Consider the following 26,809-nt stretch of genomic DNA (forward strand, 5'->3'; position numbering starts at 1 on the left):
GCGTCAGCGGCCATCGTCGCCCTCCGCGGCCGGACCGCCGCCGGCGCGCGCCGGCGCAGCGGCCGGCGCCGGGCCGAGCTGCGCGGTCAGGGTGAAACGGTCGCGGCCGCTGCCCGGGTCCGGCTGCAACGCGCCGGTCAGCGCCGGCGCGCGCCACAGCGGCGAGCCCTGCAGGCGCTGGATCAACGACGGCGCCTCGCGGCTGAGGCCGATCAGCAGCAGGCTCTCCTCCTCGATCGCCAGCTTCTCCAGATAGGTGCTGTCGGGCAGGCGCCGGCTGAGCTCGTCGATCACCGCGATCGCCGGCGGACGTTCGGCGCGGGTGCGGTCGAGGAAGGCCTGGCCTTCGATCAGCTCGACCAGCTCCTGGCGCTGCGCCGCGGCGCTGCGCGCCTGCTCGGCGTGTTCGGCGATCGACCGCTCGAGCGCCTCGGCCGCGGCGCGGCGGTTGGCGAGCAACTGCCAAAGCGCGGCCGCGACCGCGAGCAGCGCGACCGCGGCCAGGGCCAGGTTCCAGTAGCGGAACGGGTCGCGGTGGCGGCGGCGCTGCGCCGGCGCCAGCAGGTTGACCCCGAGCGGAGCGCCGTCCGCCGCGGCCAGGTCGATGCCGGCCAGGGTCCCGGCCAGCGGGCCGAGCGCCTGCAGCTGCGGATCCAGGCGCTGGCGCGGTACCGCGACCAGTTCGGCCTCGATCTGGCCATCGCCCTCGCGCCGCCGCAGCAGGCGCGCGTCGAACGCCACCGCGGCGGCGTCGAACGGCGTCTGCCGGTCGATCTCGAAGCCGACCACGTCGCGCAGGCGCTCGGCGGCGGCGGCCGGCAGCAGCAGGCGCCGGCGCAGGCCGGCGGCGGCCGGCAGCAGCAGCCAGCGCGGGCGGTCGGCCAGGCGCGGCGGCAGCAGGCGCGCGAGCGGATCGGCGGCGACCGCGACGCCGCTCACGCCGGCCGCCTCGGCCTCCGGCAGCGGCACGCTGCCCAGCTCGCGCAACTCCGCGCCCTGCTGCAGGCGCAGGCGCAGCAGGCCGGCGTCCAGCTGCAGCAGCAACCGGCCCCGGTCCAGGTCGAGCACGCGGCGCGCGCGCGGCGGCAGCCAGGCGGCGAGGTTGCGCCCCCACCAGGCGAGAAAGCCGCCGGCGCCGGGCGCGAGGCGCGCGCCCAGGCGGCGCAGCCGCTCCTGCGCCCAGTCGGCCCGCGGCCGGCTCTCGCTCCGTGCATTCATTGTGGCGAAGCTCCCTCCTCCCATCGCAGCGTCGTGTAGGCCAGGCCAGGCACGGCACTGCCCTGCGCCCGTACGACCGCCCGGAGCCGCGCTTCCCGGCCGTCGGCCAGGCGTGCATGGCTGTCGATACTATAGGTGCCGCTGCCTTCCCCGGCCAACGCCAGGTCCAGCGCTTCCTCGTCCTGCGGGGCGGCCGCGGCGGGATTCGCGCGCTCGCGCTGCGCGACCAGTTCGGCGCCATTCATGCCCATCGCATCCAGCACCCGCGCGGAGGCGAACGCCGGATCCGGCCGCGCGCGGCCGCTGTAGACGGTCAGGTCCGGCGCCAGCCGCGCATACAGGGCCGGGGTCATGCCCAGCACCTGCTGCAGTTCGGCCACGCTCTCGAACTCGGCGTCCTTGGCCCCGTAGGGCAGCCCGGCCGAGGCGTAGTCGGCGTCCTCGCCGCCGCCGGCGGGCTGGGTCAGCGGGTCGCGGTCGCGCCAGTCGACGATCGCCCCCGCCAGCCGCGGCGCCTGGTCCTGCTCGACGCCCGCGGCGCGCAGCAGCGCGGCGAGCAGGGCCGGGTCGGCCTGGTTGAGGTCGACCTTGCCGTTCTCGTCGACCAGGCGCACCTCGACCTCGGCGCCGGCGTAGCGCCAGCGGTAGGCGCGGCCGTCCGGGCGCCAGCGCAGGCGCGGGTCGGGCGCGGCGATCCGGGTCAGCGCGTACTCGAGGCCGGCGCGCGCGACCTGCTGCGCGACCAGGCCGCGGACCAGCACCCGCGCCTGCAGGTTCTCGACCCGCGCGGCCAGGGCGAAGCCGCCGACCAGCGCGGTCAGCAGCGCGATCAGCCACAGCACGAGGATCAACGCCGCGCCGCGCGGCCGGGGCCGGCGCGCGCTCATGGGGTCACCGCCATCGGCTCGCCGATCTGCGCGCCGGCCTGCGGCAGCGCGACCACCAGCGGCGGCCAGGCGCGGCCGTCGCGGTCGACCAGGGTCGCCTCGACCAGCAGCGGCAGGCGGTCGCTGGCCGGCCAGCGATCGAGCCAGGGGCCGAGGCGGCCGGTCTCGTCCAGCGCGCGGTAGCGGAAGCGCGCGCCGCGCAGCCCTTCGACCAGCGTGTCCGGCGGCCGCGGCGCGGTTTCCTCGACCACCTCGCCGGCCAGCACCATGCCCAGGCCCAGGGTCATGCGCACGCCGTCGCCGTCGTCCACCAGCGCGAAGTCGTGCAGGTAGGGCCCGCCGCGGCCGAGGTAATCCGGCAGGTCGGCGACGAAGCGCAGCCGCTCCGGCTCGCCGACGAAGCGCAGCGGCAGGGCGCTGCCCGGGTCGAGGCCGAACGCGACCGGCCGCGCCGCGCTCAGGCGCGCGCGCAGGAAACCCTCGACCGCGCGCATGCGTTCGCTGTCGCGGGCGATCGCCTCGCCGCGCGCCGCACTGCGGCTGGCGGCGCCGAGCGTGGCGAAGGCCAGGCCCAGACCGGCGGCGAGCAGCACGGTCGCCAGCATCACCTCGATGAGGGTGAAGCCGCCCGCCGCCCGCCCCGGGGCACGTGCGCCGCCGCTCATGGCGGCACCGCCTGGGCGTCGGCCGGCACCAGCCGCAGGCTGCGCAGTTGCAGGCGCTGCCCGGGGCCGGCCTCGCCCCACTCCACGCCCAGCGTCAGTTCGAACAGGCGCGCCGCGGTCGGATCGACCGGCGCGCCGGTAGCGGCGAGCACCGGGTCCTGCCACGGCGTGATGCGCAGCCGCCAGCGGTAGCGGCCCTGCTCGAGCTCGCCGGCGCGCTCGCCCGCGACCACCGGCTCGCCGACCCCGACCTGGTCCAGCAGCGATTGCGCGTACAGCGCCGCGCGCCCGGCATCGCCGGACCAGCGCACCTGCCGCGCGGCGCCCGACAGCGTGCCCAACAGCAGGGTCAGCGCCAGCGCGAGCAGCGCGAAGGCGACGATCACCTCGATCAGGGTGTAGCCGCGCTGGCGGCGCGCCGCGACGGCGGCGCGCGACGCCCGTTCGCCGGAGGCCGGCCGCGGCGACCGCGCGGCGTACACGCCGGCCGGCGCCCCGCGGCCCGCGGCGGCCCAGGCCCGCGCCGGGGGATTTCCGCGCGGGAACGGGCGACGCCGATCCGCCGCACTGCCCGCGCCGGCGCACCGGCCCGGAGCTGGCTGCGCCGCGCTCATTGCGCCGTCTCCCGCCGCGGCTCGGCTTCGCCCCGGCGCAGCCGCACCTCGCCGGTCAGCCAGGCCACGTCGATGTCCCAGGCCGCGCGCTCGACGCTCAGCCGCACCCGGCCGCCGGTGGAGGCGCCGTCCGCGAAGAACACGATCGCGCCCTCGCCGCGGCGAGGCTGCGCCTCGCGCGCGCCGACGAAGCTCACCCGCACCGCCTCGTCGATCTCGCCGCGGCGGCCGTTCGGCGCGCTCCAGGCGTGCGCGGCCGGATCGAGGGTGAAGCGCTGCGGCCGGCCGGTGGCGATCGCCTGGGTACGGGTGTAGCGCAGCTGCGCGGCGATCTCCTTCGCCGCCGAGCGCAACTGCAGCCCGCGCACGCCGCCGCCGAGCGCGGCGGCGGCGAGCACGCCGATCGCGGCGATCAGCACGATCACCAGCAACATCTCCAGCAGCGAGGTGCCGCGGCTCCGGGTTCGCATGCCGCGCTCCGGCTCGGCGCCCGCGCGGTTATTCGTACTTGATGTCGGCGTCGACGCTGGTGCCGCCGGGCTTGCCGTCCTTGCCCAGGATCACCAGGTCGAACGGCCCGCTCTGCCCCGGCGCGCGGTATTCGACCGGATGGCCCCACGGGTCCTTCAGTTCGGTCGCCTTCGCGTACGGGCCGAGCCAGCCGGCGGTGTCCGCCGGTTGGGTCACCAGTTCCTCCAGCGAGGCCGGCAGCCGCCCGGTGTCCATCTGGAACGATTCGATCTTGCCGGCCAGGGTCTGCACCTGCGCCTTGGCCAGGTTGTAGTCGCCGCGGTCCTTGCCGCCGAGCACGCGGGTGCCGACGAAGGCCAGCACCGCGCCGATCAGCACGATCACGATGATGATCTCGATCAGGCTCATGCCGCGCTGGCGCGCGGGGGACGGGAAACGGGTGGCGGAACGGCGATTGCGCATGGTCGTGTCCTTGTGGAGAAGCGATTGTTTACCCGAATTCGATGACCGATGGGCTGACTGCGGCGGCAGGCGTTCAGTTCCCCGTTGCGTGCCTGCGGAAACACGGCAAGGGTACCGGCGGGGCCGTGCGGGCGGCGGTGCGGCACGCGCCCGGTGCGCTTCGGGTTCCTCGCCTTTCCTGGCCCACCCCACGGACGGATCGCCTGACTCCGGCATGGCGGGCGTTCGGCAGGCCGCGCGGCCACGCTTGCGACCGCCGCATCCGCGCCCGGTTCCCGTCATCCGGCGGCGCCGCGCCGGCTGCGGATCGCCCGGCCCGGCCGCCCGGGCGTTCGCGCGATGCGCGGCAACGCCGCGCAAGCGCCTGGCTTCACCCGATCGACCCGGTGAGGTCGTAGATGGGCATCAGCACCGCCAGCACCACCACGCCGACCACCGCCGCCAGCACCACGGTCACCGCCGGCACCAGCGCGGCGAGCATGCGGTCGAGCGCGAGCGAGGTCTCCTGTTCGAAGGTCTCCGCGGTCTTGACCAGCATCGCGTCGAGCGCGCCGGACTCCTCGCCGACCTGGATCATCTGCAGCGCCAGGCGCGGGAAGCGCTTGCCGCGGCCGAGCGCGGTCGACAGCGCCACGCCGTTCTTGACCTCTTCCGCGGCCGCCTCGACGTCGGCGGCGAGCACGCGGTTGGCCAGCACGTTGCGGCCGATCGCCAGCGCGCTCATCAGCGGCACGCCGTTGCGCACCAGGGTGCCCAGCGTACGCGCCAGCCGCGCGGTCTCGATCTTCGCCACCAGGGCGCCGGCGAAACGGCGCTGCAGCAGCCAGCCGTCGACCGCCTCGCGGAACGCCGGGTCGCGGCGCTTGCGGTCGAGCCACCACAGCGCCAGCGCCGGCAGCACGACCAGCAGCAGCCACCAGTCGCGCACGAACAGGCCGACGCCGAGCACGACCCGGGTGAACAGCGGCAGTTCCGCGTCCAGGCTCTCGTACATGGTCGCGAACTGCGGCACCACGTAGCCGAGCAGGAACAGCAGGCTCGCGCCGACCATCGCCAGCAGGATCGCCGGGTAGATCAGCGCGTTGACCACCCGCCCCTGCAGCGCGCGCGAGCGCTCGAGGTAGTCGGCCAGGCGCGCCAGCGTCTCGTGCAGGCTGCCGCCGGCCTCGCCGGCGCGGACCATGTTCACGTACAGGCGCGAGAACGTGCCGTGCTGCCGGTCCAGCGCCGCCGACAGCGAGCTGCCGCCGCGCACCGCGTCGCGGACGTCGCCGATGGTACGGCGCGCGGCCTCGTCCTCCGGCAGTTCGAGCAGGATGCCCAGCGCGCGGTCGAGCGGCTGTCCGGCGCCGAGCAGGGTGGCCAGTTGCTGGGTGAACTGCACCAGCCGCGCGCCGGCGAACGGCTTGGGCTTGAACAGCCCGCGCCACAGCGACGCGCCGCCGCCCTCGCCGGCCGGCCGCGCCTCCACCGGCAGATGCCCTTGCTCCTGCAGCCGCGCCACCACCTCGGCCTGGCTCGCCGCCTCCATCTGCCCGTCGAGCAGCTCGCCGCGGGGGTTGAGGGCTTTGTAGTGGAACAGGGGCATGGCGGAAGGAGTCGGGAGTCGGGAGTCGGGAGTCGGGAGTCGGAAGTCGGAAGTCGGAAGTCGGAAGTCGGAAGTCGGGAGTCGGGAGTCGGAAGTCGGAAGTCGGGAGTCGGGAGTCGGGAGTCGGAGTCGGAGTCGGAGTCGGAGTCGCGGGTCGGGAGTCGCGGTCGGCGGTCGGCGGTCGGCGGTCGGCGGTCGGCGGTCGGCGGTCGGCGGTCGGCGGTCGGCGGTCGGCGGTCGGCGCCGAGACTAGCGCGTTTGCCCGCCCTTCCCGCGAAAGCGGGGACCTCGTCCTTTCACTCGCTCGCCAGGCCGAGGGTTCTCGGCCACAGATCCTCCCACAACGGGCTCCCTTTCTCGATCAGCTCCACCTTCCATGCACGCAGCCATTTCTTGATCCGCTTTCCCGAGCGATGGCCGAAGCCATGGTGCCGCGCGATTCGTGCCAGGCCAGCCCGGTTGCATGGCACTTCGATGAAAAGCCCTCGGCCGCATGAGTACGGTGCTGCCGGGTTCCACCGACCAGCTCGCGGGTCACGCCGGGATACAGAACCGTAGCGGCGATGGGCCAGGGGCAGACGGCGGGGCGTTCTTCCATGCGATCCTTTGCCGTTGCGTCGGGCACTGCGCCGAAAAAGGGGGGGGGGATTCCCGCTTCGCGGGAACGAGGACACCTCTATCCCGTGCTTGCGGGCTCAGGCGTCCTCGGTCACCCGCAGCACCTCCTCGATCGTGGTCTCGCCGGCCAGGGCCTTGGCGATGCCGTCCTCGTACATCGTGCGCATGCCGTGCTGGCGCGCGATCTGCTCCAGTTCGCCCATGCCGGCGTGGCGCATCACCGCGCGGCGCAGCTCGTCGTTCATCACCAGGAACTCCATGATCGTGGTGCGGCCGAGGTAGCCGGTCGGCGACAGCGGCGACGGGCGCGGGCGGTACAGATGGATCTCGCCCTGCGGCTGGAAGCGGCGCAGCCCGAACTTGTCGATTTCCTCGGGCGTGGCCCGGTAGCGCTCGGCATGGGTGGGCTCGAGCCGGCGCACCAGGCGCTGGGCGAGGATGCCGTTGACCGTGGAGGTCAGCAGGTAGTCCTCCACGCCCATGTCGAGCAGGCGGGTGATGCCGCCGGCGGCGTTGTTGGTGTGCAGCGTCGACAGCACCAGGTGGCCGGTGAGCGCGGACTGGATCGCGATGCGGCAGGTTTCCAGGTCGCGCATCTCGCCGATCATGATGATGTCCGGGTCCTGGCGCACGATCGAGCGCAGCGCGTTGGCGAAGTCCAGGCCGATCTGCGGCTTGGCCTGGATCTGGTTGATGCCCTCGATCTGGTATTCGACCGGGTCCTCGACCGTGATGATCTTGACGTCCGGCGTGTTGAGCCGGCTCAGCGCGGTGTACAGCGTCGTCGTCTTGCCCGAGCCGGTGGGGCCGGTCACCAGCAGGATGCCGTGCGGCTGCTCCAGCACGCGCTCGAACTGCGGCAGGAAGTGCTCGGTGAAGCCCAGCCGCTTGAAGTCGAAGACCACGGTCTCGCGGTCGAGCAGGCGCATCACCACCGACTCGCCGTGCGAGGTCGGCACCGTGCTCACGCGCAGGTCCAGCTCCTTGCCCTGCACGCGCAGCATGATGCGCCCGTCCTGCGGCAGGCGGCGCTCGGCGATGTTGAGCTTGGCCATGATCTTCACCCGCGAGATCACCGCCGCGGTGAGGTTGGCCGGCGGCGACTCGCCCTCCTCGAGCACGCCGTCGATGCGGTAGCGCACCTTGAGCCGGTTCTCGAACGGTTCGATGTGGATGTCCGAGGCGCGCAGCTCGACCGCGCGCTGGATGATCAGGTTGACCAGGCGGATCACCGGCGCTTCGGAGGCGAGGTCGCGCAGGTGCTCGACGTCGTCGAGGTCGCCGCCGTTGCCCTCGCCTTCGGCGGTCTCGACGATCGCGCCCATCGCGCTGCGGCCCTGGCCGTGCCAGCGTTCGATCAGGTCGCCGATCTCCGAGCGCAGCGCCACTTTCGGCCGCACTTCGCGGCCGGTGGCCAGGCGCAGGGCGTCGAGGGTGTAGGCGTCCTGCGGGTCGGCCATCAGCACGTCGACCGCGCTCTCGCTCTCGGCCACCGGGCAGACCGCGAACTGCTTCATGAACCGGACCGACAGGCCGACGCCTTCCGGCGGCAGTTCCGGCGCGTCCTTGGCGCTGACCAGCGGCAGGCCCATCACCGCGGCCACGGTCTCGGCGTGGTCGCGCTCGGACACCAGGCCGAGCCGCGCCAGCAGCGCCAGCAGGCCGCCGCCGGTCTCCTCCTGCAGCCGGCGCGCGCGCGCCAGGTCCGGCTCCTTGAGCCGGCCCTTGGCCAGCAGGGCTTCGACGATGCGCTCGTCCAGGCCGGTATCGCTGCCCGTGTCGTAGGCGACTGCGTTCACGTCACCCTCCTGCGATCAGAGGCCCGACTTTAGCACCGGGGCACTCCCGGCCGGCCGAAGCGACGCCGAACGGGACGCACGGACGCGGTCGGGAACCCGGCGGCACGCCCGCCGCGCCGGCTTCCTCCGCTCCGGAACGGACGGCGGCGGGGGCGAACGCCAGGACGCGGGAGTGGCCCGCCGCGACGCCCGCGCTCTCCCGCGCGGGAGAACAACGCGGGCGGAGGCGACGCGCATCGACGCCCGAGCGGGCGCCGCAACGCGGAGGCCGGCGCGGGCCTCCGGCGGCTCAGCCCACCCACACCCGCGCGTTGCGGAAGAGCCGCAGCCACGGCGAGTCCTCGCCCCATTCGCGCGGCGCCCAGCTGAAGTTGGCGCTGCGCAGGGTGCGCTCCGGGTGCGGCATCAGGATGGTCACGCGGCCGTCGTCGCTGGTCAGGCCGGCGATGCCGTCGGGCGAGCCGTTCGGGTTGAGCGGATAGCGCGTGGCCACGCGGCCGTCGCCGTCGACGTAGCGCAGCGCGACCGGCGCGGCGGCCTGGTCGGCGTCGCTGTCGAAGGCGGCGCGGCCCTCGCCGTGCGCGATCGCGACCGGGATGCGCGAGCCCGCCATGCCGCGCAGGAACAGCGACGGCGACTCGGCCACCTCGAGCAGGCCCAGGCGCGCCTCGAACTGCTCGCTGCGGTTGCGCAGGAACGTCGGCCAGTGCCGCGCGCCCGGGATGATCGACTTGAGCTGGCTGAACATCTGGCAGCCGTTGCACACGCCCAGGGCGAAGCTGTCCTCGCGGGCGAAGAACGCGGCGAAGGCCTCGCGCAACGCGGCGCGCTCCAGGATCGAGGTGGCCCAGCCGCGGCCGGCGCCGAGCACGTCGCCGTAGCTGAAGCCGCCGCACGCGGCCAGGCCCTTGAACTGCGCCAGGTCGACGCGGCCGGCGATCAGGTCGGTCATGTGCACGTCGACCGCGGCGAAGCCGGCGCGGTCGAAGCCGAAGGCCATCTCGACGTGGCTGTTCACGCCCTGCTCGCGCAGGATCGCGACCTTGGGCCGCGCGCCGCGATTGAGGTACGGCGCGGCCACGTCCTCGGCCGGGTCGAACGCGAGCTTCGGCTTCAGCCCCGGCGCGTCGAAGTCGCGCGCCAGCGCGCGCTCCTCGTCCGCGCACTCGGGGTTGTCGCGCAGCCGCTGCATCGCGTGGGTGGTCGCCCACCAGGCGTCGAACAGCTCGTCCCAGCGCCATTCCACCAGGGTCTTGCCCTCGTGGCGCACGCGCACCGAGGCGCTCGCGGTCGGGCGGGCGATGCGCTGGGCGCAGTCGATCAGGCCATGGCGCGCGACCAGGTCGGCGAACTCGGCGCGGTCCTCGAGCGCGATCTGCACGATCGCGCCGAGCTCCTCGTTGAACAGCGTGCGGAACGGATCGTCGCCCCAGCCGTCCAGGTTGATGTCCAGGCCGGTGCGCGAGCAGAACGCCATCTCGCACAGCGCGGCGAAGGCGCCGCCGTCGGAGCGGTCGTGGTAGGCGCGCAGCAGGCCGGCCTCGCGCGCCTCGCGGATCAGTTCGAAGAAGTCGCGCAGGCGCTGCGGGTTGTCGAGGTCGGGGACGCCGAGCGGCCCGGCGAACGCCGGCAGCGCGGCGCCGCCGTTGGCCTCGGGATGGCACTGCGCCAGCACCGAACCGCCGAGGCGCTGCTTGCCCGCGCCCAGGCCGATCAGCCACAGCTCGGATTCGCCCTCGCGCTCCAGCAGGGGCGTGAGCTGCGTGCGCACGTCCGGCACCGGCGCGAACGCGCTGACGATCGGCGAGACCGGCGCGACCGACTTGTGCGTCGCGCCGCCGCTCTGCCACTGCGCCTGCATCGACAGCGAGTCCTTGCCGACCGGGATGCTGAGGTCCAGCGCCGGGCACAGCTCCAGGCCGATCGCCTTGACCGCGTCGAACAGGCGCGCGTCCTCGCCGGGATGCCCGGCCGCGGCCATCCAGTTGGCCGACAGCTTGATCCGGTCCAGCGCCTCCACCGGCGCCGCGCACAGGTTGGTGACCGCCTCGCCGACCGCCATGCGCGCGGCGGCGGCCGGGTCGAGCAACGCCAGCGGCGTGCGCTCGCCGATGGCCATCGCCTCGCCGGCGAAGCCGTCGTAGCCGCTCAGGGTGATCGCGCAGTCCGCCACCGGCAGCTGCCACGGGCCGATCATCTGGTCGCGCGCGGTCAGGCCGCCGACGCTGCGGTCGCCGATGGTGATCAGGAAGCTCTTGGCGGCGACGGTCGGGTGCGCGAGCACGCGCAGGCCCGCCTCGCGCAGGTCCAGCCCGTGCCACTGCAGCGCCGGCCACGGCGTCGCCGGCGGATGCGCGGTGTCGCGGTGCATCTTCGGCGGCTTGCCGAACAGCACGTCCATCGGCAGGTCGATCGGCCAGTCGCCGTTCTTCGCCGTGTCCGCGGTCGCACCGTAGCCGACCACCAGCCGCTCCTCGGCGGTGGCGTGGCCGACCACGGCGAACGGGCAGCGCTCGCGCTCGCAGATCGCGGCGAACTCGTCCAGCCGGTCCACCGGCACGCCGAGCACGTAGCGCTCCTGCGACTCGTTGCACCACAGCTGCATCGGCGACAGCGACGGATCGTCGCTGGGCACCTTGGCCAGGTCGATCACGCCGCCGAGGCCGGAATCGTGCAGCAGCTCGGGGATCGCGTTGGACAGGCCGCCGGCGCCGACGTCGTGCGCGGTGGCGATCGGGTTGCGTTCGCCGAGCGCGACGCAGCGGTCGATCACTTCCTGGCAGCGCCGCTGCATCTCCGGGTTGTCGCGCTGCACGCTGGCGAAGTCGAGCTCCTCGGCGCTCTCGCCCGAGGCCACCGAACTGGCCGCGCCGCCGCCCAGGCCGATCAGCATCGCCGGGCCGCCGAGCACTATCACCGCATCGCCCGGCTTCATGCCGAGCTTCTTCACCTGCGGCCGGTCGATCGCGCCGAGGCCGCCGGCGAGCATGATCGGCTTGTCGTAGGCGCGCACCTGCGCCCCTTCGTCGAGCTCGAAGCTGCGGAAGTAGCCGGCCAGGTTGGGGCGGCCGAACTCGTTGTTGAACGCGGCCGCGCCGATCGGGCCCTCGAGCATGATCTCCAGCGCCGAGGCCATCCGCGGGTTCAGCGCGCGCGGCCGTTCCCACGGCTGCGGCAGGGTCGGGATGCGCAGGTGCGAGACCGAGAAGCCGCACAGGCCGGCCTTGGGCTTGCCGCCGCGGCCGGTCGCGCCCTCGTCGCGGATCTCGCCGCCGGCGCCGGTGGACGCGCCGGGGAACGGCGCGATCGCGGTCGGGTGGTTGTGGGTCTCGACCTTGATCGCGAACGCCGAATCGGTCTGCGGCTCGGCGCGGTACACGCCGTCGGCCGGGTCGGGGCGGAAACGCCGGCTCGGATAGCCCGCCACCACCGCCGCGTTGTCGCTGTAGGCCGACAGCGTGTGTTCCGGCGTGCTGGCGTGGGTGTGCTTGATCATCTTGAACAGCGACAGCGGCGCGCCGTTCGCCTGCATCGGCTTGCCGTCGATGGTCCAGGAGGCGTTGAAGATCTTGTGCCGGCAGTGCTCGGAGTTGGCCTGCGCGAACATCATCAGCTCGACGTCGGACGGCTGCCGGCCGAGCGCGGCGTAGCGCTCGCGCAGGTAGGCGATCTCGTCCTCGGCCAGGGCCAGGCCCAGGCGCGCGTTGGCGGTTTCCAGCGCCTCGAGCGGCACCCGCTCCAGCTCGCCGCGCGCGGGCGCCGCGAACAGCGCGGCGCCGGCGTCGCGGTCGTCCAGCACCGACTGGGTCATCGGGTCGTGCAGGGCGCGCACCAGCGCCGCCTGCACCGCGCCCGCGGCCGGCCAGCCGGCCAGGTCGTAGCGCAGGCCCCGCTCGACCCGGCGGATCGGCAGGCCGGCGCCGCGCAGCAGTTCGGTGGCCTTGCTCGCCCACGGCGACAGCGTGCCCAGGCGCGGGGTGACGTAGCGCGAGACGGCGCCCTCGGCGCGCGCGGCCGCGCTCGGCCCGGCCTGCAGGATGCGGCGCAGCGCGGCTTCGTCCGGACGCGCGCCCGCCTCGGCCTCGACCCAGTACACGGGCCAGGCGCCGAGGAGACGGAGGGGGGAATGCAGGGCTTGAAGACGGGCTTGGAGCCGTTCCAGCCGGAACGGCGACAGGGCGGGAGCGCCCTCGAGGACGATCATGTCCGGGGAACCGTACGACAGTCGGGCCGGTCATTGTACCGAACGCCCCGCGCGCCCGCCCGGACGCCGGCCCGGGCCGGAGCGGCGGCGGCCACGGCGAAAGCCATCGGCCGCGGAGCGGCGCGGATGCGCGCGGCGAGGGCGAGGCGGCGCCCACGGGCCGCTTCGCCGGCCGTTGCCGCGCCGGCGGTTCCGGCGCGCGATTTCGAAACCCTTTACCCGTGCCGGCCCGCGTCGCGCGGCGGCGAAAATCCCGCCGCAGCCGCTCAGCCGCCGCTGGGGGCCGCGGCCGCGCCGGTGGCCGGCGCCTTCTCCGCGGCCAGCCGGTCCAGGGCCTCGCGCAACGCCTTCGGCGGCACGTAGCCGCCGAGCTGGGTGCCGTCGGCGGCCAGGATCATCGGCGTGCCGGTCAGGCCGACCCGCTGGCCGAGGTCGTACTGCGCGTTGACCGTGGTCTTGCACTCGCGGTTCGGCAGCGCGCGGTCGTTCTTGGCGTCGGTCAGGGCCGTCTTGCGGTCCGGCGCGCACCAGACCGAGACCATCTTCTTGTAGTCCTCGCTGCCGATGCCCATGCGCGGGAAGGCCAGGTACTCGATCGCGATGCCCTGGCGGTTGTACTCGGCGATCTCGCTGTGCAGCTTGCGGCAGTAGCCGCATTCGACGTCGGTGAACACCGTCACCGTGTACTTCGGGTTCGGCGGGCCGAACACGATGCGCTCGCTGGCCGGGATGGTCTTGAGCAACTCGACGCGCATCTGCGCCATCGCCGCCTCGCTCAGGTTCTTCTTCGCGTTCACGTCGAACAGCGCGCCGCCGGCGCCGGGCAGGAACAGGTAGCGGCCGTCGTCGCTGACGTAGACCACCTGCCCGGCCACCACCGCCTCGCGGAAGCCCGGCAGCGGCGCCGCGCCGACGCGCTCGACCTCGACGTGCGGATTGAGCTGCCGCACCGCCTCGACCGCGCGCGCCTCCGGCGTGTTCGCCGCCGGCCTGGCCGCGGCGGGCTGGGTGGTGGCGGCCGGGGTCTTCGCTGCGTCGGCGGGCTGCGGCGCCTGCGCGCAGGCGGAAAGGCTGATCGCGCCGACCAGGGCGATGAGAGTGCGCTTCATCGAGCGGGTTCCTTGCTGAAAGGCGATCCTCGGACCGCCGGAACGGGGGGAAGGTTCCGCCGATTGTGACACGCCTCAACCGCGCGGATGGTGCCTGGCGTGCAACTGCTTGAGCTGCTCGCGCGCCACCAGCGTGTAGATCTGCGTGGTCGACAGCGAACTGTGGCCGAGCAGCATCTGCAGCGCGCGCAGGTCCGCGCCGCGATTGAGCAGGTGGGTGGCGAAACTGTGGCGCAGGCCGTGCGGGCTGATCCGCGCCGGGTCGATGCCGGCCGCGCCGGCGTAGCGCTTCACCAGCTGCCAGAACTGCTGCCGCGTCGGCGCCTCGCCGCCGGCCGAGAGGAACAGCGGCGCCAGCGCGCGCCCGCCCGCCAGCTGCGGCCGCGCCTGGGCGAGGTAGCGCTCCAGCCAGTGCTGCGCCTCCTCGCCCAGCGGCACCAGCCGCTCCCTGCCGCCCTTGCCGAGCACGCGCAGCACCCCTTGGCGCAGGTTCAGCGCGGTCGCCGGCAGGTTCACCAGCTCGCTGACGCGCAGGCCGGCGGCGTACATCAGCTCCAGCATGGCGCGGTCGCGCAGGCCCAGCGGCGTGGCGACGTCGGGCGCGGCGAGCAGCGCGTCGATCTGGCTTTCCGGCAACGCCTTCGGCAGTGCGCGCGGCAGCTTCGGCGGCTCGAGCAGCGCGGTCGGGTCGTCGCCGCGCAGGCGGCGGCGCAGGCACCAGGCGTAGAACGCGCGCAGCGCCGACAGCAGCCGCGCGTTGCTGCGCGGCGAGTAGCCCTCGCGCGTGCGCCAGGCCAGGTAGTCGAACAGCGCCGCGCGGTCGGCGCCGGCCAGGCCGCCGTCGCGGCCGCCGCGCCAGCGCGCGAGCAGCTCCAGGTCGCGGCGATAGCTGTCGAGCGTCTGCTGCGCCAGCCCCTGCTCGGCCCAGATCGCATCGAGGAAGCCGCCGATCGCGGCGGCGTCGGCGTCCGCCAGCGGCGGCAGCGCATGCGCGTTGCGGCGGCGGTCGGCGGGAGTCTTCGCGGTCATCGCACGCAGCTTAGCGGCTATGCTGATGCGATGGCATCCGCTTCCCCTTCCCGCCCCGCCGCCCTGATCGGCTGGCGCCTGCTCGCGCTGCTCTACGACCTGTGGCCGGCGCTGGCGCTGTGGATGCTGGTGTCGGCGGCGTTCACGGTCGGCTTCTACCTGGGCGGCCACCCGGCGCGCGAGAACATCGCGCCGTTCAGTGCGTTGCAGTGGCTGCTGTGGCTGGCGTGCTGGCTGGTCGGCGGCGCCTACGCGGCGATCAGCTGGCGCCGCGGCGGGCAGACGCTCGGCATGCGGCCGTGGCGGCTGCGCGTGGTCGGCGCCGCAGCGGAGCCGCCACCCTGGCGCGCGCTGGCGCTGCGCTATGCGGTGGGCACGCTGTCGCTGCTGCTCGGCGGCCTGGGCTTCTGGTGGGCCTGGTTCGACCGCGACCGCCTGACCTGGCACGACCGCGCCAGCGGCACCCGGATGGTGCGCCTGCCCAGGCCGGGCAAGTAACGGGTGGGAGGAACGGGAAACGAGCAGCGGCACCCATGGCCGCTCCCGTTCCCGCTCGTTGGTTGCGCGCCACCCGCCGCTTCGGCCCTTCAGCCGCTGCGCCGCTTGAACAGGTAGGCCGACACGCCGAGCATGATCACGGTCGGCAGCAGGTAGGCCAGGCGGTAGTCGAACTTGTACACGGTGGCCAGCTTCACGAACTGGGTCTGCAGCTGCCAGAAGCCCAGCGCGAACACGATGCCGACGAACAGCCGCTTGCCCAGCCCGCCGCTGCGCAGCGTGCCGAACGCGAACGGCACCGCCGCCAGGCACAGCGCCAGCACGTTGAGCGGGTAGAACCAGCGCCCCCAGTAGTGCTCCTGGAACTCCGAGGCGTCCAGGCCGTTGCGCTCGCGGTACTCGATCGCCTTGCGCAGCGCGTTCGCCGACAGGTAGCGCGGGCGCTCGGTGCCGGCGGAGAGCGCGGCGGCGTCGAGCTGCGAGTTCCAGCGCTCCTCCGCCACCCGCTCCTGCCGCACCGACCTGGGCTCGAAGTGGGCGCGGGTCACCTCGCGCAGGCGCCAGCCGCCCGGCCGGTGCTCGGCGACCTTGGCGAACGCCAGCGACTTCAGCCGGCCGTCCTCGCCGAATTCGTAGAAGGTGACGTCGTGCAGCTGCAGCCAACGGTCGTCGCCGGCCTCCCGCTCCTCGCCGCCGGCGGCGTTGAGGATCACCTCGCCCTCGCGCGCCCACAGCCCGCTGTACTGCGCCACCACGGTGTTGCCGGACTTGGCCGCGGCCTTGAGCGCGTCCGCGCGCTGCTGGCCCCAGGGGCCGAGGGTCTCGCCGTTGATCACCATCAACGCGGTCAGCAGCGCCAGCGCGCCGGCCACCGCCAGGCTGAGGCGGCGCCGCGACAGGCCCACGGCGCGCAACGCGGTCAGTTCGGAGGTCGCCGCGAGCTGGCCCAGCGCCATCAGCGCCCCGATCACCGCCGCGTACGGGAACAGGTAGTGCAGCCGGCGCGGCACGCTGAGCGCCATGTAGCTCACCGCCTGGGCGAAGCCGTAGTCGCCCTTGCCGATGTCGCCGAACTCGCCGACGAACGCCAGCATGAGGTCCAGGCCGATCAGCACCGCCCAGGTCAGCAGCACCGTGCCCAGCACCGCCTTGCCGACGTAGACGTCGTGGATCTTCGGCAGCAGCCTCATCGCGCCGTCTCCGCTGCCGCGATGCGTTTCGGCCGGCCCAGGCGGCCGTCGCGGAAGTACAGCCAGGCGCCGATCGCCAGCGCCGGCAGCACCAGCCACCACAGGCCCAAGGCCGGCGCGATCTTGCCGCTGGCCAGCCAGCCGCGGCCGGCCATCATCAGGTTGAGCCCGATCAGGTAGGCCAGGAAGCCCATCACCACCCGCCCGTAGCGCGATTGCCGCGGCATGCTGCGCGCCAGCGGCACCGCCATCAGCGCGAACGCCAGGGTCAGCAGCGGCGGCGCCAGGCGGTAGTGCAGCTGCGCGGTGGCCTCGCGGCGCCCGTCGCCGAGCAGCTTCAGGGTCGGCTGCATGTCCGGCGCGTCGGGGTCGTAGCGCTGCTCGCTGGCCGGCAGCAGCAGCTGGTTGCGCGCGTAGTGCAGCATGCGGAAGTCCCGGTCGCCGACCCGCGGCCCTTCGACCTGGAAGCCGTCGTGCAGGGTGAGGTAGCGGCTGCCGGCCTGGTCCACGGTCACCTCGCCGCGCGCCGAGGTGGTGACGTCGATGCGGCCCTCGCCGAGGTCGCGGTAGATGAACACCCGCTCGAACCGGCTGCCGTCGCCGGACATGCTGCCGACGTAGATCACCCCGCCGCCGTTGGGGATGCCGGTGAACGCGCCCGGCTCCAGGCCGGCCACCGCCAGGTTGCGGCCGGCCTCGTTGATCATCTGCTTGGACAGCCGGTCCGCCCACGGCCCCAGCCACAGCGAACAGGCGGCGACCACCGCCACCAGCGGCGCGGCCAGCAGCAGCAGCGGCCGCAGCAGCCGGCGCGGGCCGACGCCGATCGAGGCGATCACCGGCATCTCCGAGTCGCGGTACAACCGCCCCACCGCCAGCATCAGCCCCAGCATCAGCGCCAGCGGCAGGATCAGCGGCAGCCACTTGAGCACCACCAGGCCGAGCTGGGCCAGCATCATCCCCGCCGGCACCCGGCCGCGGGCGATGTCCTGCAGCACGTCGGTGAAGGCCCCGCCGACGGTGACGATCATCAGCACCACCAGGGTGGCGAAGGTCGCCTGGGCGAATTCGCTCAACAGGTAGCGGTCCAGTTTCGGCATCGGATTCGGTTTCGGGGGCGGGGTTGCTCTAAAATCGTCGGTTCGTACCAGGGCGCGCGACGGCTGCGCATGACGCGGCCAGGACCTTGCCGACCCCGATCGGACGCCCGATTGTACGGACTCCGGGTGCGGAACTCCGTACCGAACTCGTTCACCTCTTTCTGCCGGGAATCTGTTGGATGGCCCTCGAATTCGACCTGAACCGCGACGCGCCCGCTTCCGCCCAGACCGACTGCGTCGTGGTCGGCGCCTTCGCCGACGACAGCCTCAGCCCCGCCGCGCAGGCCCTCGACGAGGCCAGCGGCGGCCGCATCCGCGCCCTGCTGGAGCGCGGCGACGCCAGCGGCAAGACCGGCAAGACCGCGTTGCTGCACGACCTGCCCGGCGTGGCCGCGCCGCGCGTGCTGGTGGTCGGCCTGGGCGAGCGCGCCAAGTTCGGCGTGCCGCAGTACCTCAAGGCGGTGGGCGACGCCGCGCGCGCGCTCAAGAGCGGCCCGGTCGCGCACGCGCTGCTGACCCTGTCCGAACTGCCGGTGCCCGGCCGCGACGCCGCCTGGAACGTGCGCCAGGCGGCGATCGCCGCCGACCACGCCTGCTACCGCTACACCGCCACGCTCGGCGCCACGCGCAAGAAGGACGAGCCCGGCCTGCGCACGCTGGCGATCCACGGCGACGACGCCCTGGCCCTGGCCCGCGGCCAGGCCATCGCCGCCGGCGTGCAGTTCGCGCGCGAGCTGGGCAACCTGCCGCCGAACGTCTGCAACCCGGCCTACCTGGCGCAGCAGGCGCAGGAGTTCGCCGCGCGCTTCGACACCACCTCGTGCGAAGTGCTGGACGTGGCCGAGATGGAGAAGCTCGGCATGGGCGCGCTGCTCGCGGTCGGCCGCGGCTCGGCCAACCCGCCGAAGCTCATCGTGCTCAAGTACCTGGGCGGCGGCGACAGCAAGCCGTACGTGCTGGTCGGCAAGGGCATCACCTTCGACACCGGCGGCATCAACCTCAAGACCCAGGGCGGCATCGAGGAGATGAAGTACGACATGTGCGGCGGCGCCACCGTGCTCGGCACCGTCGTCGCCGCGGTCGGGATGAAGCTGCCGGTCAACCTGGTCGCGATCGTGCCGGCGGTGGAGAACATGCCCGACGCCGACGCCTATCGTCCTTCCGACGTGCTCACCAGCATGTCCGGCAAGACCATCGAGGTCGGCAACACCGACGCCGAGGGCCGGCTGATCCTGTGCGACGCGCTGACCTACGCGCAGCGCTTCGAGCCGCAGGCGCTGGTCGACGTCGCGACCCTGACCGGCGCCTGCATGGTCGCCCTGGGCAAGTACGCGTCGGGCCTGATGAGCAAGCACGACGACCTGGCGGACGAACTGCTCGCCGCCGGCGAAGAGGTGTTCGACCGCGCCTGGCGCCTGCCGCTGTGGGACGAGTACCAGACCCTGCTGGAGTCCAGCTTCGCCGACGTCTACAACATCGGCGGCCGCTGGGCCGGCGCGATCACCGCCGGCTGCTTCCTGGCGCGCTTCGCCGAGGGCCAGCGCTGGGCGCACCTGGACATCGCCGGTTCCGCCTCGGACGAGGGCCGCAAGGGCATGGCCACCGGCCGCCCGGTCGGCCTGCTCAGCCAGTGGCTGCTGGACCGCGCCTCCGGCGCGGCGTGACGGGCATGCCCCGCGCCGATTTCTACCTGATCCAGAAACCGCGCTTCCGCGAGGAACCGCTGCTGCTGGTGTGCGAGCTGGCGCGCAAGGCGGTCGAGGCCGAGCAGTGGACCCTGGTGCTGGCGCGGGACGCCGAGCAGGCCGAACGCCTCGACGACCTGCTGTGGTCGTTCGACGACGACGCCTACGTGCCGCACCAGATCGCCGGCGACGAAGAGGACGAGCTCACGCCGGTGCTGATCGCGCCGCCGGAGGTCGACGCGCCGCTCCGCCCGCTGGTGATCAACCTGCGCGACGCGGCGGTGGCCGGCGGCTTCGAGCGCGTGCTCGAGGTCGTGCCGGCGGACGCCGCCGCGCGCGGCCCGCTGCGCGAACGCTGGAAGCAGTACCAGGCGCGCGGCTTCGAACTGAACAAGCACGACATGTAAATCGATGCCCTCTCCCGCCCGCGGGAGAAGGCGCCCGAAGGGCGGGCCGGGGCGTTCTGCTTCGTTCGCGGACGTCCTGCCCCCGCCCCGACCCTCTCCCGCAGGCGGGAGAGGAGGCCACAACCACGATTCCGAGCCCATGACCCACAGCCTCGCCCCCAGCTACGACCCCAAGCAGTTCGAAGCCCGCCTGTACGAGGAATGGGAGCGCAGCGGCGTGTTCAAGCCGCGCGGCGAAGGCGAGCCGTACGCGATCCTGCTGCCGCCGCCGAACGTCACCGGCACCCTGCACATGGGCCACGCGTTCCAGCACACGCTGCAGGACGCGCTGATCCGCTACCACCGCATGCGCGGCTACGACGCGCTGTGGCAGATGGGCACCGACCACGCCGGCATCGCCACCGAGATGGTGGTCAGCCGCAACCTCGCGCTGGAGGGCCGGGGCGAGACCCGCGACTCGCTCGGCCGCGAAGGCTTCGTCGCCAAGGTGTGGGACTGGAAGCGCCGGTCCGGCGACACCATCGAGCGGCAGATGCGCCGGCTCGGCGCCTCCGGCGACTGGTCGCGCAGCGTGTTCACGATGGACCCGATGGCCGCCGAGGCGGTGGTCGAGGCCTTCGTCCGCCTGCACGAGCAGGGGCTGATCTACCGCGGCCAGCGCCTGGTCAACTGGGACCCGGCGCTGAAGACCGCGATCTCCGACCTGGAAGTGGTGAACGAGGAGGAGGACGGCTTCCTCTGGTCGATCGCCTACCCGCTCAGCGACGGCAGCGGCGAGCTGGTGGTCGCGACCACGCGCCCGGAGACCATGCTCGGCGACGTCGCGGTGATGGTGCACCCGGAGGACGAGCGCTACGCCCACCTGGTCGGCAAGACCGTGACCCTGCCGCTGAGCGGCCGCGAGATCCCGGTGATCGCCGACGACTACGTGGACCGCGAGTTCGGCACCGGTGTGGTCAAGGTGACCCCGGCGCACGACTTCAACGACTACGCGGTCGGCCAGCGCCACGGCCTGCCGCTGCTCAACGTCTTCACCCCGGAGGCGAAGGTCAACGACAACGCGCCGGAGAAATACCGCGGCCTGGACCGCTTCGCCGCGCGCAAGGAAGTCCTCGCCGACCTCGAGGCCGGCGGCCTGCTGCGCGAGGCCAGGCCGCACAAGCTGCAGGTGCCGCGCGGCGACCGCACCGGCCAGGTGATCGAGCCCTACCTGACCGACCAGTGGTTCGTGAAGATGGACGGCCTCGCCCGGCGCGGCCTGGAGCTGGTCGAGAGCGGCAAGATCCGGTTCGTCCCGGCGAACTGGATCAACACCTACCGCCACTGGATGGAGAACATCCAGGACTGGTGCATCAGCCGCCAGCTGTGGTGGGGCCACCGCATTCCCGCCTGGTACGACGCGCAGGGCCGGGCCTACGTCGGCCGCAACGAGGCCGAGGTGCGCGCCCGCCACGGCCTCGGCGACGACATCGCCCTGGCCCAGGACGACGACGTCCTGGAGACCTGGTTCTCCTCGGCGCTGTGGCCGTTCAGCACCCTCGGCTGGCCGAACGCGCAGGCGATGGCCGCGCGCGGCTTCGACCGCTACCTGCCCTCGTCCGTGCTGGTCACCGGCTTCGACATCATCTTCTTCTGGGTCGCGCGGATGATCATGGCCACCGACCACTTCACCGGCCGGGTGCCGTTCGAGCACGTCTACATCACCGGCCTGGTGCGCGACGCGCACGGGCAGAAGATGTCCAAGTCCAAGGGCAACATCCTCGATCCGCTCGACCTGATCGACGGCATCTCGCTGGACGAGCTGGTCGCCAAGCGCACCACCGGCCTGATGCAGCCGAAGATGGCCGAGAGGATCGAGAAGGCCACGCGCAAGGAGTTCCCCGAGGGCATCCCCGCCTTCGGCGCCGACGCGCTGCGCTTCACCATCGCCGCGCTGGCGACCCATGGCCGCGACATCAAGTTCGACCTCGGCCGCGCCGAGGGCTACAAGAACTTCTGCAACAAGCTGTGGAACGCGACGCGCTTCGTGCTGATGAACACCGAAGGCGCGCGCTTCGACGGCGCGCCGCAGCCGCACACCGACGCCGAACGCTGGATCCTGTCGCGCCTGGCCCAGGTCGCCGCCGAGGCCGAGCAGCATTTCGCCGCCTACCGCTTCGACCTGCTCGCGCAGGCGCTGTACGAGTTCGCCTGGAACGAGTTCTGCGACTGGTTCGTCGAACTGGCCAAGCCGGCGCTGCAGGGCGGGGACGCCGCGGCCGCCGCCAGCACCCGCCACACCCTGCTGTACGCGCTGGAGCGCCTGCTCTGCCTGCTGCACCCGCTGATCCCGTTCGTCACCGACGAGCTGTGGCGGCAGGTCGCGCCGCGGCTGGGCCTGGCCGAAGGCACGGTCATGCTGCGCCCCTACCCGCAGGCCGCCGAGTTCGCCGGCCGCGACTACGCGGCGGCGGAGGCCGACGTCGAGTGGCTCAAGGCGATGGTCACCGCGCTGCGCAAGATCCGCAGCGAGCTCAACGTCGCGCCGTCGAAGCCCGTGTCGCTGCTGCTGGCCGGCGCCGGCGACGACGACCGCGCGCGCGCGGCGCGCTTCGATTCGCAGCTGCGTTTCCTGACCCGCCTGCAGGGCATCGAATTCCTCGCCGACGCGGATGCGGCGCCGGCCGCGGCCGCCGCGGTGGTCGGCGAGCTGAAGCTGCTGGTGCCGCTGGAAGGCCTGGTCGATCTCGCCGCCGAGCGCGCGCGCCTGGACAAGGAGATCGCCCGCGTCACCGCGGAGAAGGAAAAGAGCGAGGCCAAGCTGGCCAGGTTCACCGACAAGGTGCCCGCCGCCGTGGTCGAGCAGGAGCGCCAGCGCCTGGCCGACTGGACCGCGCAACGCGAGGCGCTGGTGGCGCAGCGGGCCAAGCTCGGCTGAAGCGCGGGACCGAGAGAAGGGGAGCGCGGGGCGAGTGAGCGGGCCCCCGCGCGTTTCGCTCCCGAGGAGGCCCCCTCCGAGGCGCCTCGCTGGTCCGGGCCCCGGATTGAAGCGCGGGAACGAGCCGAATGGAGCGAGGACCCGGGCGCTCGCTCCCGGTTCCTCTCGACTCGTTCCTGTCCTTACGCCTCCGGCAGCAGCTCCATCGCCATCACCAGCGCGTCCTCGCGCCCGTCGCGGGCGGGGTAGTAGCGCGGGCGGCGGCCGATCTCGTTGAAGCCCTCGGAGTGGTACAGCGCGATCGCGCCGGCGTTCGACGGGCGCACTTCCAGGAACACCCGCTCGGCGCCGCGGCCGCGGGCGATGCGCAGCAGCGCGCGCAGCAGGCGCCGGCCGTGGCCGCGGCCCTGCTCGGCCGGGTCGATGCAGATGTTGAGCACGTGCGCCTCGCCGGCGGCGAGGCTCATCAGGAAATAGCCGATCACCATGCCGTCCTGCTGCAGCACCCAGGCCGGATAGTCGGCGCGCAGGCAGTCGCGGAAGATCCCGACCGTCCACGGGAATTCGTAGGCGCGCACCTCCACCGCATGCACGGCGTCGAGATCGTCCTCGCGCATCGGCCGCAGCTCGGCCGCGCGTTGCCGGTGCCCCGCGGAAGAGGCGTGGGCGTTCACGCGCCGCCCTGCCCGCGCCGCAACGCGCGCAGGCGCGGCCACAGCGCGCGCTTGCCGGCGGCGTCGCCGCGCAATCGGCTCGGGTCGGGCAGCAACGCGGCCAGGTCGGCGTCCCACTCGCGGCGGCGCGCGGCGCGCGCGATCGCCGCGCCGAGCCGGTCGCCCGCCGCGGGCGGCCGCCGCGGCGGCGGGACGGGTCGCGCCGGCGCCGCGTCGCCGGGCCCCGGCACCGGTGCCAGCAGTTCCGCCGCCGCCGCGCGCGCGCGCTCGGCGCCGCCGCGCTCGTCCTCCGGCGTGGCCAGGCGCCACGGCGTCAGGCCCATCGCCCGCAGCCACTCGTGCTGCTCGGCGCTCCACAGGCCGGTCATGGCGCCGCCTCGCCCGCCGGCGCGCGGCGCAGCCGTCGCCACACCGCGTAGGCGGGACCGGACAGCGCGTACAGCACGCCGATCGCCAGCAGCACCTTCGGCGGATCGATCGCGATCGCGATCACCACCGCCAGCGCGGCGACGATCGCCAGGAACGGCACCCGGTCGTGGCGCGGTCCGCCGCTCTTGAAGCTGAAATAGCGCAGGCGGCTGACCATCAGCAGGCCCGCGGCCACGGTCACCGCCAGGGCGAGGTAGCGCAGCTGCTCGCCGGCGTAGCCGAGCTCGTGGCAGGTCCAGACGAAACTGGCGACCAGCCCGGCCGCGGCCGGGCTGGCCAGGCCGATGAACCAGCGCTTGTCGACCTGCCCGACCTGCGAATTGAAGCGCGCCAGGCGCAGCGCGGCGCAGGCGGCGTAGAGGAAGGCGGCGATCCAGCCGATCTTGCCCGCCAGCGGTCCGTCGAACTTCAGCGTCGACAGCGCCCAGTGGTAGGTCACCAGCGCCGGCGCCAGGCCGAAGCTGACCAGGTCGGCCAGCGAGTCGTACTGCACGCCGAACTCGCTCTGGGTATTGGTCAGCCGCGCGACCCGCCCGTCCACGCCGTCCAGGATCGCGGCGATGAACACCGCCGCGCAGGCGTCGTCGAAGCGGCCCTGGGTGGCGGCGATGATGGCGTAGAAACCGGCGAACAGGCCGCCGGTGGTGAACAGGTTCGGCAGCAGGTAGATCCCGCGTCCGCGCGGCCGCGGCGTTTGTTGCGTCTCGTCCATGTTCGGAAGTGTAGCGCTTGCTTGCGCCGCGGCACGGTGCTGCAATCGGCGCGTTTGCCCGCCCGCGCTCCGGAGCCCGCCATGCCGTGCCCGCCCCGTTCCCTCCGCCTGCTGCCCTGGCTCGGCGCCGGGCTGTTGCTCGCCCTCGCCCTGCCCGCCGCCGCGAGCAAGGTGTACCAATGGAAGGACGCCCAGGGCGTGACCCACTATTCGGACTCGCCGCCGCCGGACGCGGCCTACCGCAACCGCGCCATCCGCAACCCGGCCGAGCCGGCGCCGCAGGCTGCCGCCAAGCCGGTGGTCAACGCCAACTGCAGCAACGCGCGCAGCAACCTGCAGGTGCTGCAGAGCGGCAGCCCGGTCGGCGTCGACGAGGACCGGGACGGCAAGCCCGAGCGCACGCTCACCGAAAGCGAGCGCGCCAACCGCGTCGCCCTGGCCGAGGCGCAGATCAAGACCTATTGCGAGGCGCCGGCGGTCGCGGGCAGCGGCGGCTGACGCGCCGTTTCCGTTGCGGAAGCGCCGGACGCCGTCACCGGGGAACCGGCGGACAAGGGGCGGAAAGCGGGAGTGGCCCCGCTTTCCCGCGTGCCGGGCGCCCGCGTAGCGGACTCGGGCCAAGCGCCCCCGGATCGGGGCGCCGGTGCGCGGTTTCCGGCGCCGCGCCGCCGTTTCCGCCTGTTCCCCGGCGGCTTTTTTCTCCGGCCCGGCGGGGACGCGGCTTCGGTGATGGCAAAATGGCCGCTTCCCTACCCCGAAAGCCCGCCGATGCGCCTGTCGCAGTTCCATCTCCATACTAGCAAGGAAACGCCCGCCGAGGCCGAGATCGTCAGCCACAAGCTGATGCTCAAGGCCGGCATGATCCGCAAGCTCGCCGCCGGCCTGTACACCTGGTCGCCGTTGGGCCTGCGCGTGCTGCGCAAGGTCGAAACCGTGGTGCGCGAGGAAATGGACCGCGCCGGCGCGATCGAATTGCAGCTGCCGACGATCCAGCCGAAGGAGCTGTGGGAGGAGAGCGGGCGCTGGCAGAAGTTCGGCGACCAGCTGCTGAAGATCCGCGACCGCAAGGAAGCCGAGTACTGCTACAGCCCCACCGCGGAGGAGGCGATCACCGACTTCGCGCGGCAGGAGCTGAGCAGCTACAAGCAGCTGCCGGTGAACTTCTACCAGGTGCAGACCAAGTTCCGCGACGAGATCCGCCCGCGCTTCGGCGTGATGCGCGCGCGCGAGTTCCTGATGAAGGATGCCTACTCCTTCCACCTCACCGACGAGGACCTGGCGCGCGAGTACCGCAACATGCACGCCGCCTACAGCCGCATCTTCACCCGCCTCGGGCTGCGGTTCCGCGCGGTGCAGGCCGATTCCGGCGCGATCGGCGGCGACGCCTCGCAGGAGTTCCACGTGCTGGCCGATTCCGGCGAGGACGCGATCGCCTTCTCCACCGGCTCCGACTACGCCGCCAACGTCGAGGCGGCGGCGGCGGCGGCGCCCGGCCCGCGGTCGGCGCCGGCGGAAACCCTGCGCAAGGTCGAGACCCCGACGCAGCGGACCTGCGAGGACGTGGCCGCGCTGCTGGGCATCCCGCTGGCGCGCACGGTCAAGTCGGTCGCGCTGATGGCCGAGGACGGCTTCGTCCTGGCGCTGGTGCGCGGCGACCACGCGGTCAACGGCATCAAGCTGGGCAAGGTGCCGGGGCTGGCCGGCCACCGCCTCGCCGGCGAGGCCGAGATTCTCGAGCACCTGGGCTGCGAGCCCGGCTTCCTCGGCCCGCTGAACCCGCGCAAGGCCGTGCGCATCGTCGCCGACCGCGAGGTCGCGGCGATGGCCGATTTCGTCGTCGGCGCCAACGAGGCCGGTTTCCACCTGGCCGGCGTCAACTGGGGCCGCGACCTGCCCGAGCCGGACGTCGTCGCCGACATCCGCAACGTGGTGGAGGGCGACCGCGCCGAGGACGGCGGCGAGCTGCGCCTGGCGCGCGGCATCGAGGTCGGCCACGTGTTCCAGCTCGGGCGCAAGTATTCGCAGGCGCTGGGCTTCACCGTCCTGGACGAGAACGGCAAGGCCACGGTGCCGGCGATGGGCTGCTACGGCATCGGCATCTCGCGCATCGTCGCCGCCGCGATCGAGCAGAACCACGACGACGCCGGCATCGTGTGGCCGGAGGCGATGGCGCCTTGGCGCGCGGTGGTGTGCGTGATCAACCCGAAGAACGACCCCACGGTGGCCGAAGCCGCGGAGGCGCTGTACCGGGAACTCGCCGCCGCCGGCGTGGAAACCGCGCTCGACGACCGCGGCCTGCGCCCCGGCGCGATGTTCGCGGACATCGAGCTGATCGGCATTCCGCACCGGATCGTGGTGTCCGAGCGCGGCCTGGCGGCGGGAACGTTCGAATACCGCCACCGCCGCGCCGGCGAATCGGAAAACCTCGACCGCGCCGCGCTGCTGGCCCGTTTCGGCCTGTAACGCGGCGCGGCCGAATAACGCGACCGCGGTCGTGGATTTACGCCGGCGCGGCGGGCGATTATCATCCGGC

At 73.3% G+C, this 26,809-nt stretch carries 22 protein-coding genes; 6 read left to right on the forward strand and 16 right to left on the reverse strand.

Annotated features, from left to right (window positions below):
* Positions 1-3 precede the first annotated feature (3 nt).
* The 11 genes from EDC50_RS06845 to xerD form a co-directional block, all read right to left on the reverse strand.
* Positions 4-1,218: a PilN domain-containing protein gene (locus tag EDC50_RS06845; RefSeq protein ID WP_244922523.1), complete on the reverse strand. Its 1,215-nt coding sequence runs from the start codon at positions 1,216-1,218 to the stop codon at positions 4-6.
* On the reverse strand, positions 1,215-2,105 hold the full coding sequence (locus tag EDC50_RS06850; protein WP_123769753.1) for a type II secretion system minor pseudopilin: 891 nt from the start codon (positions 2,103-2,105) through the stop codon (positions 1,215-1,217). The genes EDC50_RS06845 and EDC50_RS06850 overlap by 4 nt, the downstream gene beginning before the upstream one ends.
* Positions 2,102-2,770: a prepilin-type N-terminal cleavage/methylation domain-containing protein gene (locus tag EDC50_RS06855; protein ID WP_123769754.1), complete on the reverse strand. Its 669-nt coding sequence runs from the start codon at positions 2,768-2,770 to the stop codon at positions 2,102-2,104. The genes EDC50_RS06850 and EDC50_RS06855 overlap by 4 nt, the downstream gene beginning before the upstream one ends.
* Complete coding sequence (xpsI, locus tag EDC50_RS16635; RefSeq protein WP_147674876.1) at positions 2,767-3,252, reverse strand: type II secretion system protein XpsI; 486 nt, start codon at positions 3,250-3,252, stop codon at positions 2,767-2,769. The genes EDC50_RS06855 and xpsI overlap by 4 nt, the downstream gene beginning before the upstream one ends.
* A 128-nt stretch (positions 3,253-3,380) precedes the next feature.
* Positions 3,381-3,854, reverse strand: coding sequence for a type II secretion system protein XpsH (xpsH, locus tag EDC50_RS06865; RefSeq protein WP_123769756.1), 474 nt, complete (start codon positions 3,852-3,854; stop codon positions 3,381-3,383).
* A gap of 28 nt (positions 3,855-3,882) precedes the next feature.
* Positions 3,883-4,317 (reverse strand): type II secretion system major pseudopilin GspG, encoded by a 435-nt coding sequence (gene gspG, locus EDC50_RS06870; RefSeq protein ID WP_123769757.1) that lies wholly within the window; start codon positions 4,315-4,317, stop codon positions 3,883-3,885.
* Positions 4,318-4,687: 370 nt separating this feature from the next.
* Positions 4,688-5,905 carry a type II secretion system protein XpsF gene (gene xpsF / locus EDC50_RS06875; RefSeq protein ID WP_123769758.1) on the reverse strand — a complete coding sequence of 406 codons (1,218 nt, stop codon included), beginning with the start codon at positions 5,903-5,905 and terminating at the stop codon, positions 4,688-4,690.
* Positions 5,906-6,600: 695 nt separating this feature from the next.
* Positions 6,601-8,322, reverse strand: coding sequence for a type II secretion system ATPase GspE (gene gspE, locus EDC50_RS06885; RefSeq protein ID WP_123769759.1), 1,722 nt, complete (start codon positions 8,320-8,322; stop codon positions 6,601-6,603).
* 289 nt (positions 8,323-8,611) lie between these two features.
* A complete protein-coding gene (gene purL / locus EDC50_RS06890) occupies positions 8,612-12,526 on the reverse strand; it encodes a phosphoribosylformylglycinamidine synthase (protein ID WP_123769760.1) in 3,915 nt (1,304 codons plus the stop codon).
* A gap of 266 nt (positions 12,527-12,792) precedes the next feature.
* Positions 12,793-13,635, reverse strand: coding sequence for a DsbC family protein (locus EDC50_RS06895; RefSeq protein WP_123769761.1), 843 nt, complete (start codon positions 13,633-13,635; stop codon positions 12,793-12,795).
* 75 nt (positions 13,636-13,710) lie between these two features.
* The gene (gene xerD / locus EDC50_RS06900) at positions 13,711-14,664 is read right to left on the reverse strand and encodes a site-specific tyrosine recombinase XerD (RefSeq protein ID WP_123769762.1); all 954 of its coding nucleotides are present in this window, start codon (positions 14,662-14,664) and stop codon (positions 13,711-13,713) included.
* Positions 14,665-14,694: 30 nt separating this feature from the next.
* On the opposite strand from xerD, the gene EDC50_RS06905 reads away from it, so the two are divergent.
* A complete protein-coding gene (locus tag EDC50_RS06905) occupies positions 14,695-15,162 on the forward strand; it encodes an RDD family protein (protein ID WP_242003084.1) in 468 nt (155 codons plus the stop codon).
* Positions 15,163-15,251: 89 nt separating this feature from the next.
* On the opposite strand, the gene lptG is transcribed toward EDC50_RS06905, so the two are convergent.
* Both lptG and lptF read right to left on the reverse strand, forming a co-directional pair.
* Positions 15,252-16,352: an LPS export ABC transporter permease LptG gene (gene lptG, locus EDC50_RS06910; protein ID WP_123769764.1), complete on the reverse strand. Its 1,101-nt coding sequence runs from the start codon at positions 16,350-16,352 to the stop codon at positions 15,252-15,254.
* A complete protein-coding gene (gene lptF / locus EDC50_RS06915) occupies positions 16,349-17,452 on the reverse strand; it encodes an LPS export ABC transporter permease LptF (protein WP_123769765.1) in 1,104 nt (367 codons plus the stop codon). Before lptF ends, lptG begins: the two co-directional genes overlap by 4 nt.
* A 179-nt stretch (positions 17,453-17,631) precedes the next feature.
* Here lptF and EDC50_RS06920 point away from each other — a divergent pair, with 179 nt between their 5' ends.
* The 3 genes from EDC50_RS06920 (at position 17,632) to EDC50_RS06930 (ending at position 22,461) form a co-directional block, all read left to right on the forward strand.
* Positions 17,632-19,116: a leucyl aminopeptidase gene (locus tag EDC50_RS06920; RefSeq protein WP_123769766.1), complete on the forward strand. Its 1,485-nt coding sequence runs from the start codon at positions 17,632-17,634 to the stop codon at positions 19,114-19,116.
* Positions 19,117-19,121: 5 nt separating this feature from the next.
* Positions 19,122-19,544: a DNA polymerase III subunit chi gene (locus EDC50_RS06925; RefSeq protein ID WP_123769767.1), complete on the forward strand. Its 423-nt coding sequence runs from the start codon at positions 19,122-19,124 to the stop codon at positions 19,542-19,544.
* Between the two features lie 139 nt (positions 19,545-19,683).
* Positions 19,684-22,461: a valine--tRNA ligase gene (locus EDC50_RS06930; RefSeq protein WP_123769768.1), complete on the forward strand. Its 2,778-nt coding sequence runs from the start codon at positions 19,684-19,686 to the stop codon at positions 22,459-22,461.
* 182 nt (positions 22,462-22,643) lie between these two features.
* Here the strand turns inward: EDC50_RS06930 and rimI are convergent, their stop codons facing one another.
* Genes rimI through pssA form a run of 3 tightly spaced genes read right to left on the reverse strand, consistent with a single transcriptional unit; the run spans position 22,644 to position 24,276 of the window.
* Complete coding sequence (rimI, locus tag EDC50_RS06935; RefSeq protein ID WP_123770399.1) at positions 22,644-23,078, reverse strand: ribosomal protein S18-alanine N-acetyltransferase; 435 nt, start codon at positions 23,076-23,078, stop codon at positions 22,644-22,646.
* Between the two features lie 53 nt (positions 23,079-23,131).
* Entirely contained in the window at positions 23,132-23,503 is a 372-nt protein-coding gene (locus tag EDC50_RS06940) for a hypothetical protein (RefSeq protein WP_123769769.1), read from the reverse strand.
* A complete protein-coding gene (gene pssA / locus EDC50_RS06945) occupies positions 23,500-24,276 on the reverse strand; it encodes a CDP-diacylglycerol--serine O-phosphatidyltransferase (protein ID WP_123769770.1) in 777 nt (258 codons plus the stop codon). Before pssA ends, EDC50_RS06940 begins: the two co-directional genes overlap by 4 nt.
* An 81-nt stretch (positions 24,277-24,357) precedes the next feature.
* Between pssA and EDC50_RS06950 the strand changes: the two genes are divergently transcribed.
* Together EDC50_RS06950 and EDC50_RS06955 are read left to right on the forward strand one after the other, a co-directional pair.
* A complete protein-coding gene (locus EDC50_RS06950; RefSeq protein ID WP_123769771.1) occupies positions 24,358-24,774 on the forward strand; it encodes a DUF4124 domain-containing protein in 417 nt (138 codons plus the stop codon).
* A gap of 270 nt (positions 24,775-25,044) precedes the next feature.
* Complete coding sequence (locus EDC50_RS06955) at positions 25,045-26,739, forward strand: proline--tRNA ligase (RefSeq protein WP_123769772.1); 1,695 nt, start codon at positions 25,045-25,047, stop codon at positions 26,737-26,739.
* Positions 26,740-26,809: the final 70 nt, after the last annotated feature.

The organism is Vulcaniibacterium tengchongense (assembly GCF_003814555.1).
GTDB classification, from domain to species: domain Bacteria; phylum Pseudomonadota; class Gammaproteobacteria; order Xanthomonadales; family Xanthomonadaceae; genus Vulcaniibacterium; species Vulcaniibacterium tengchongense.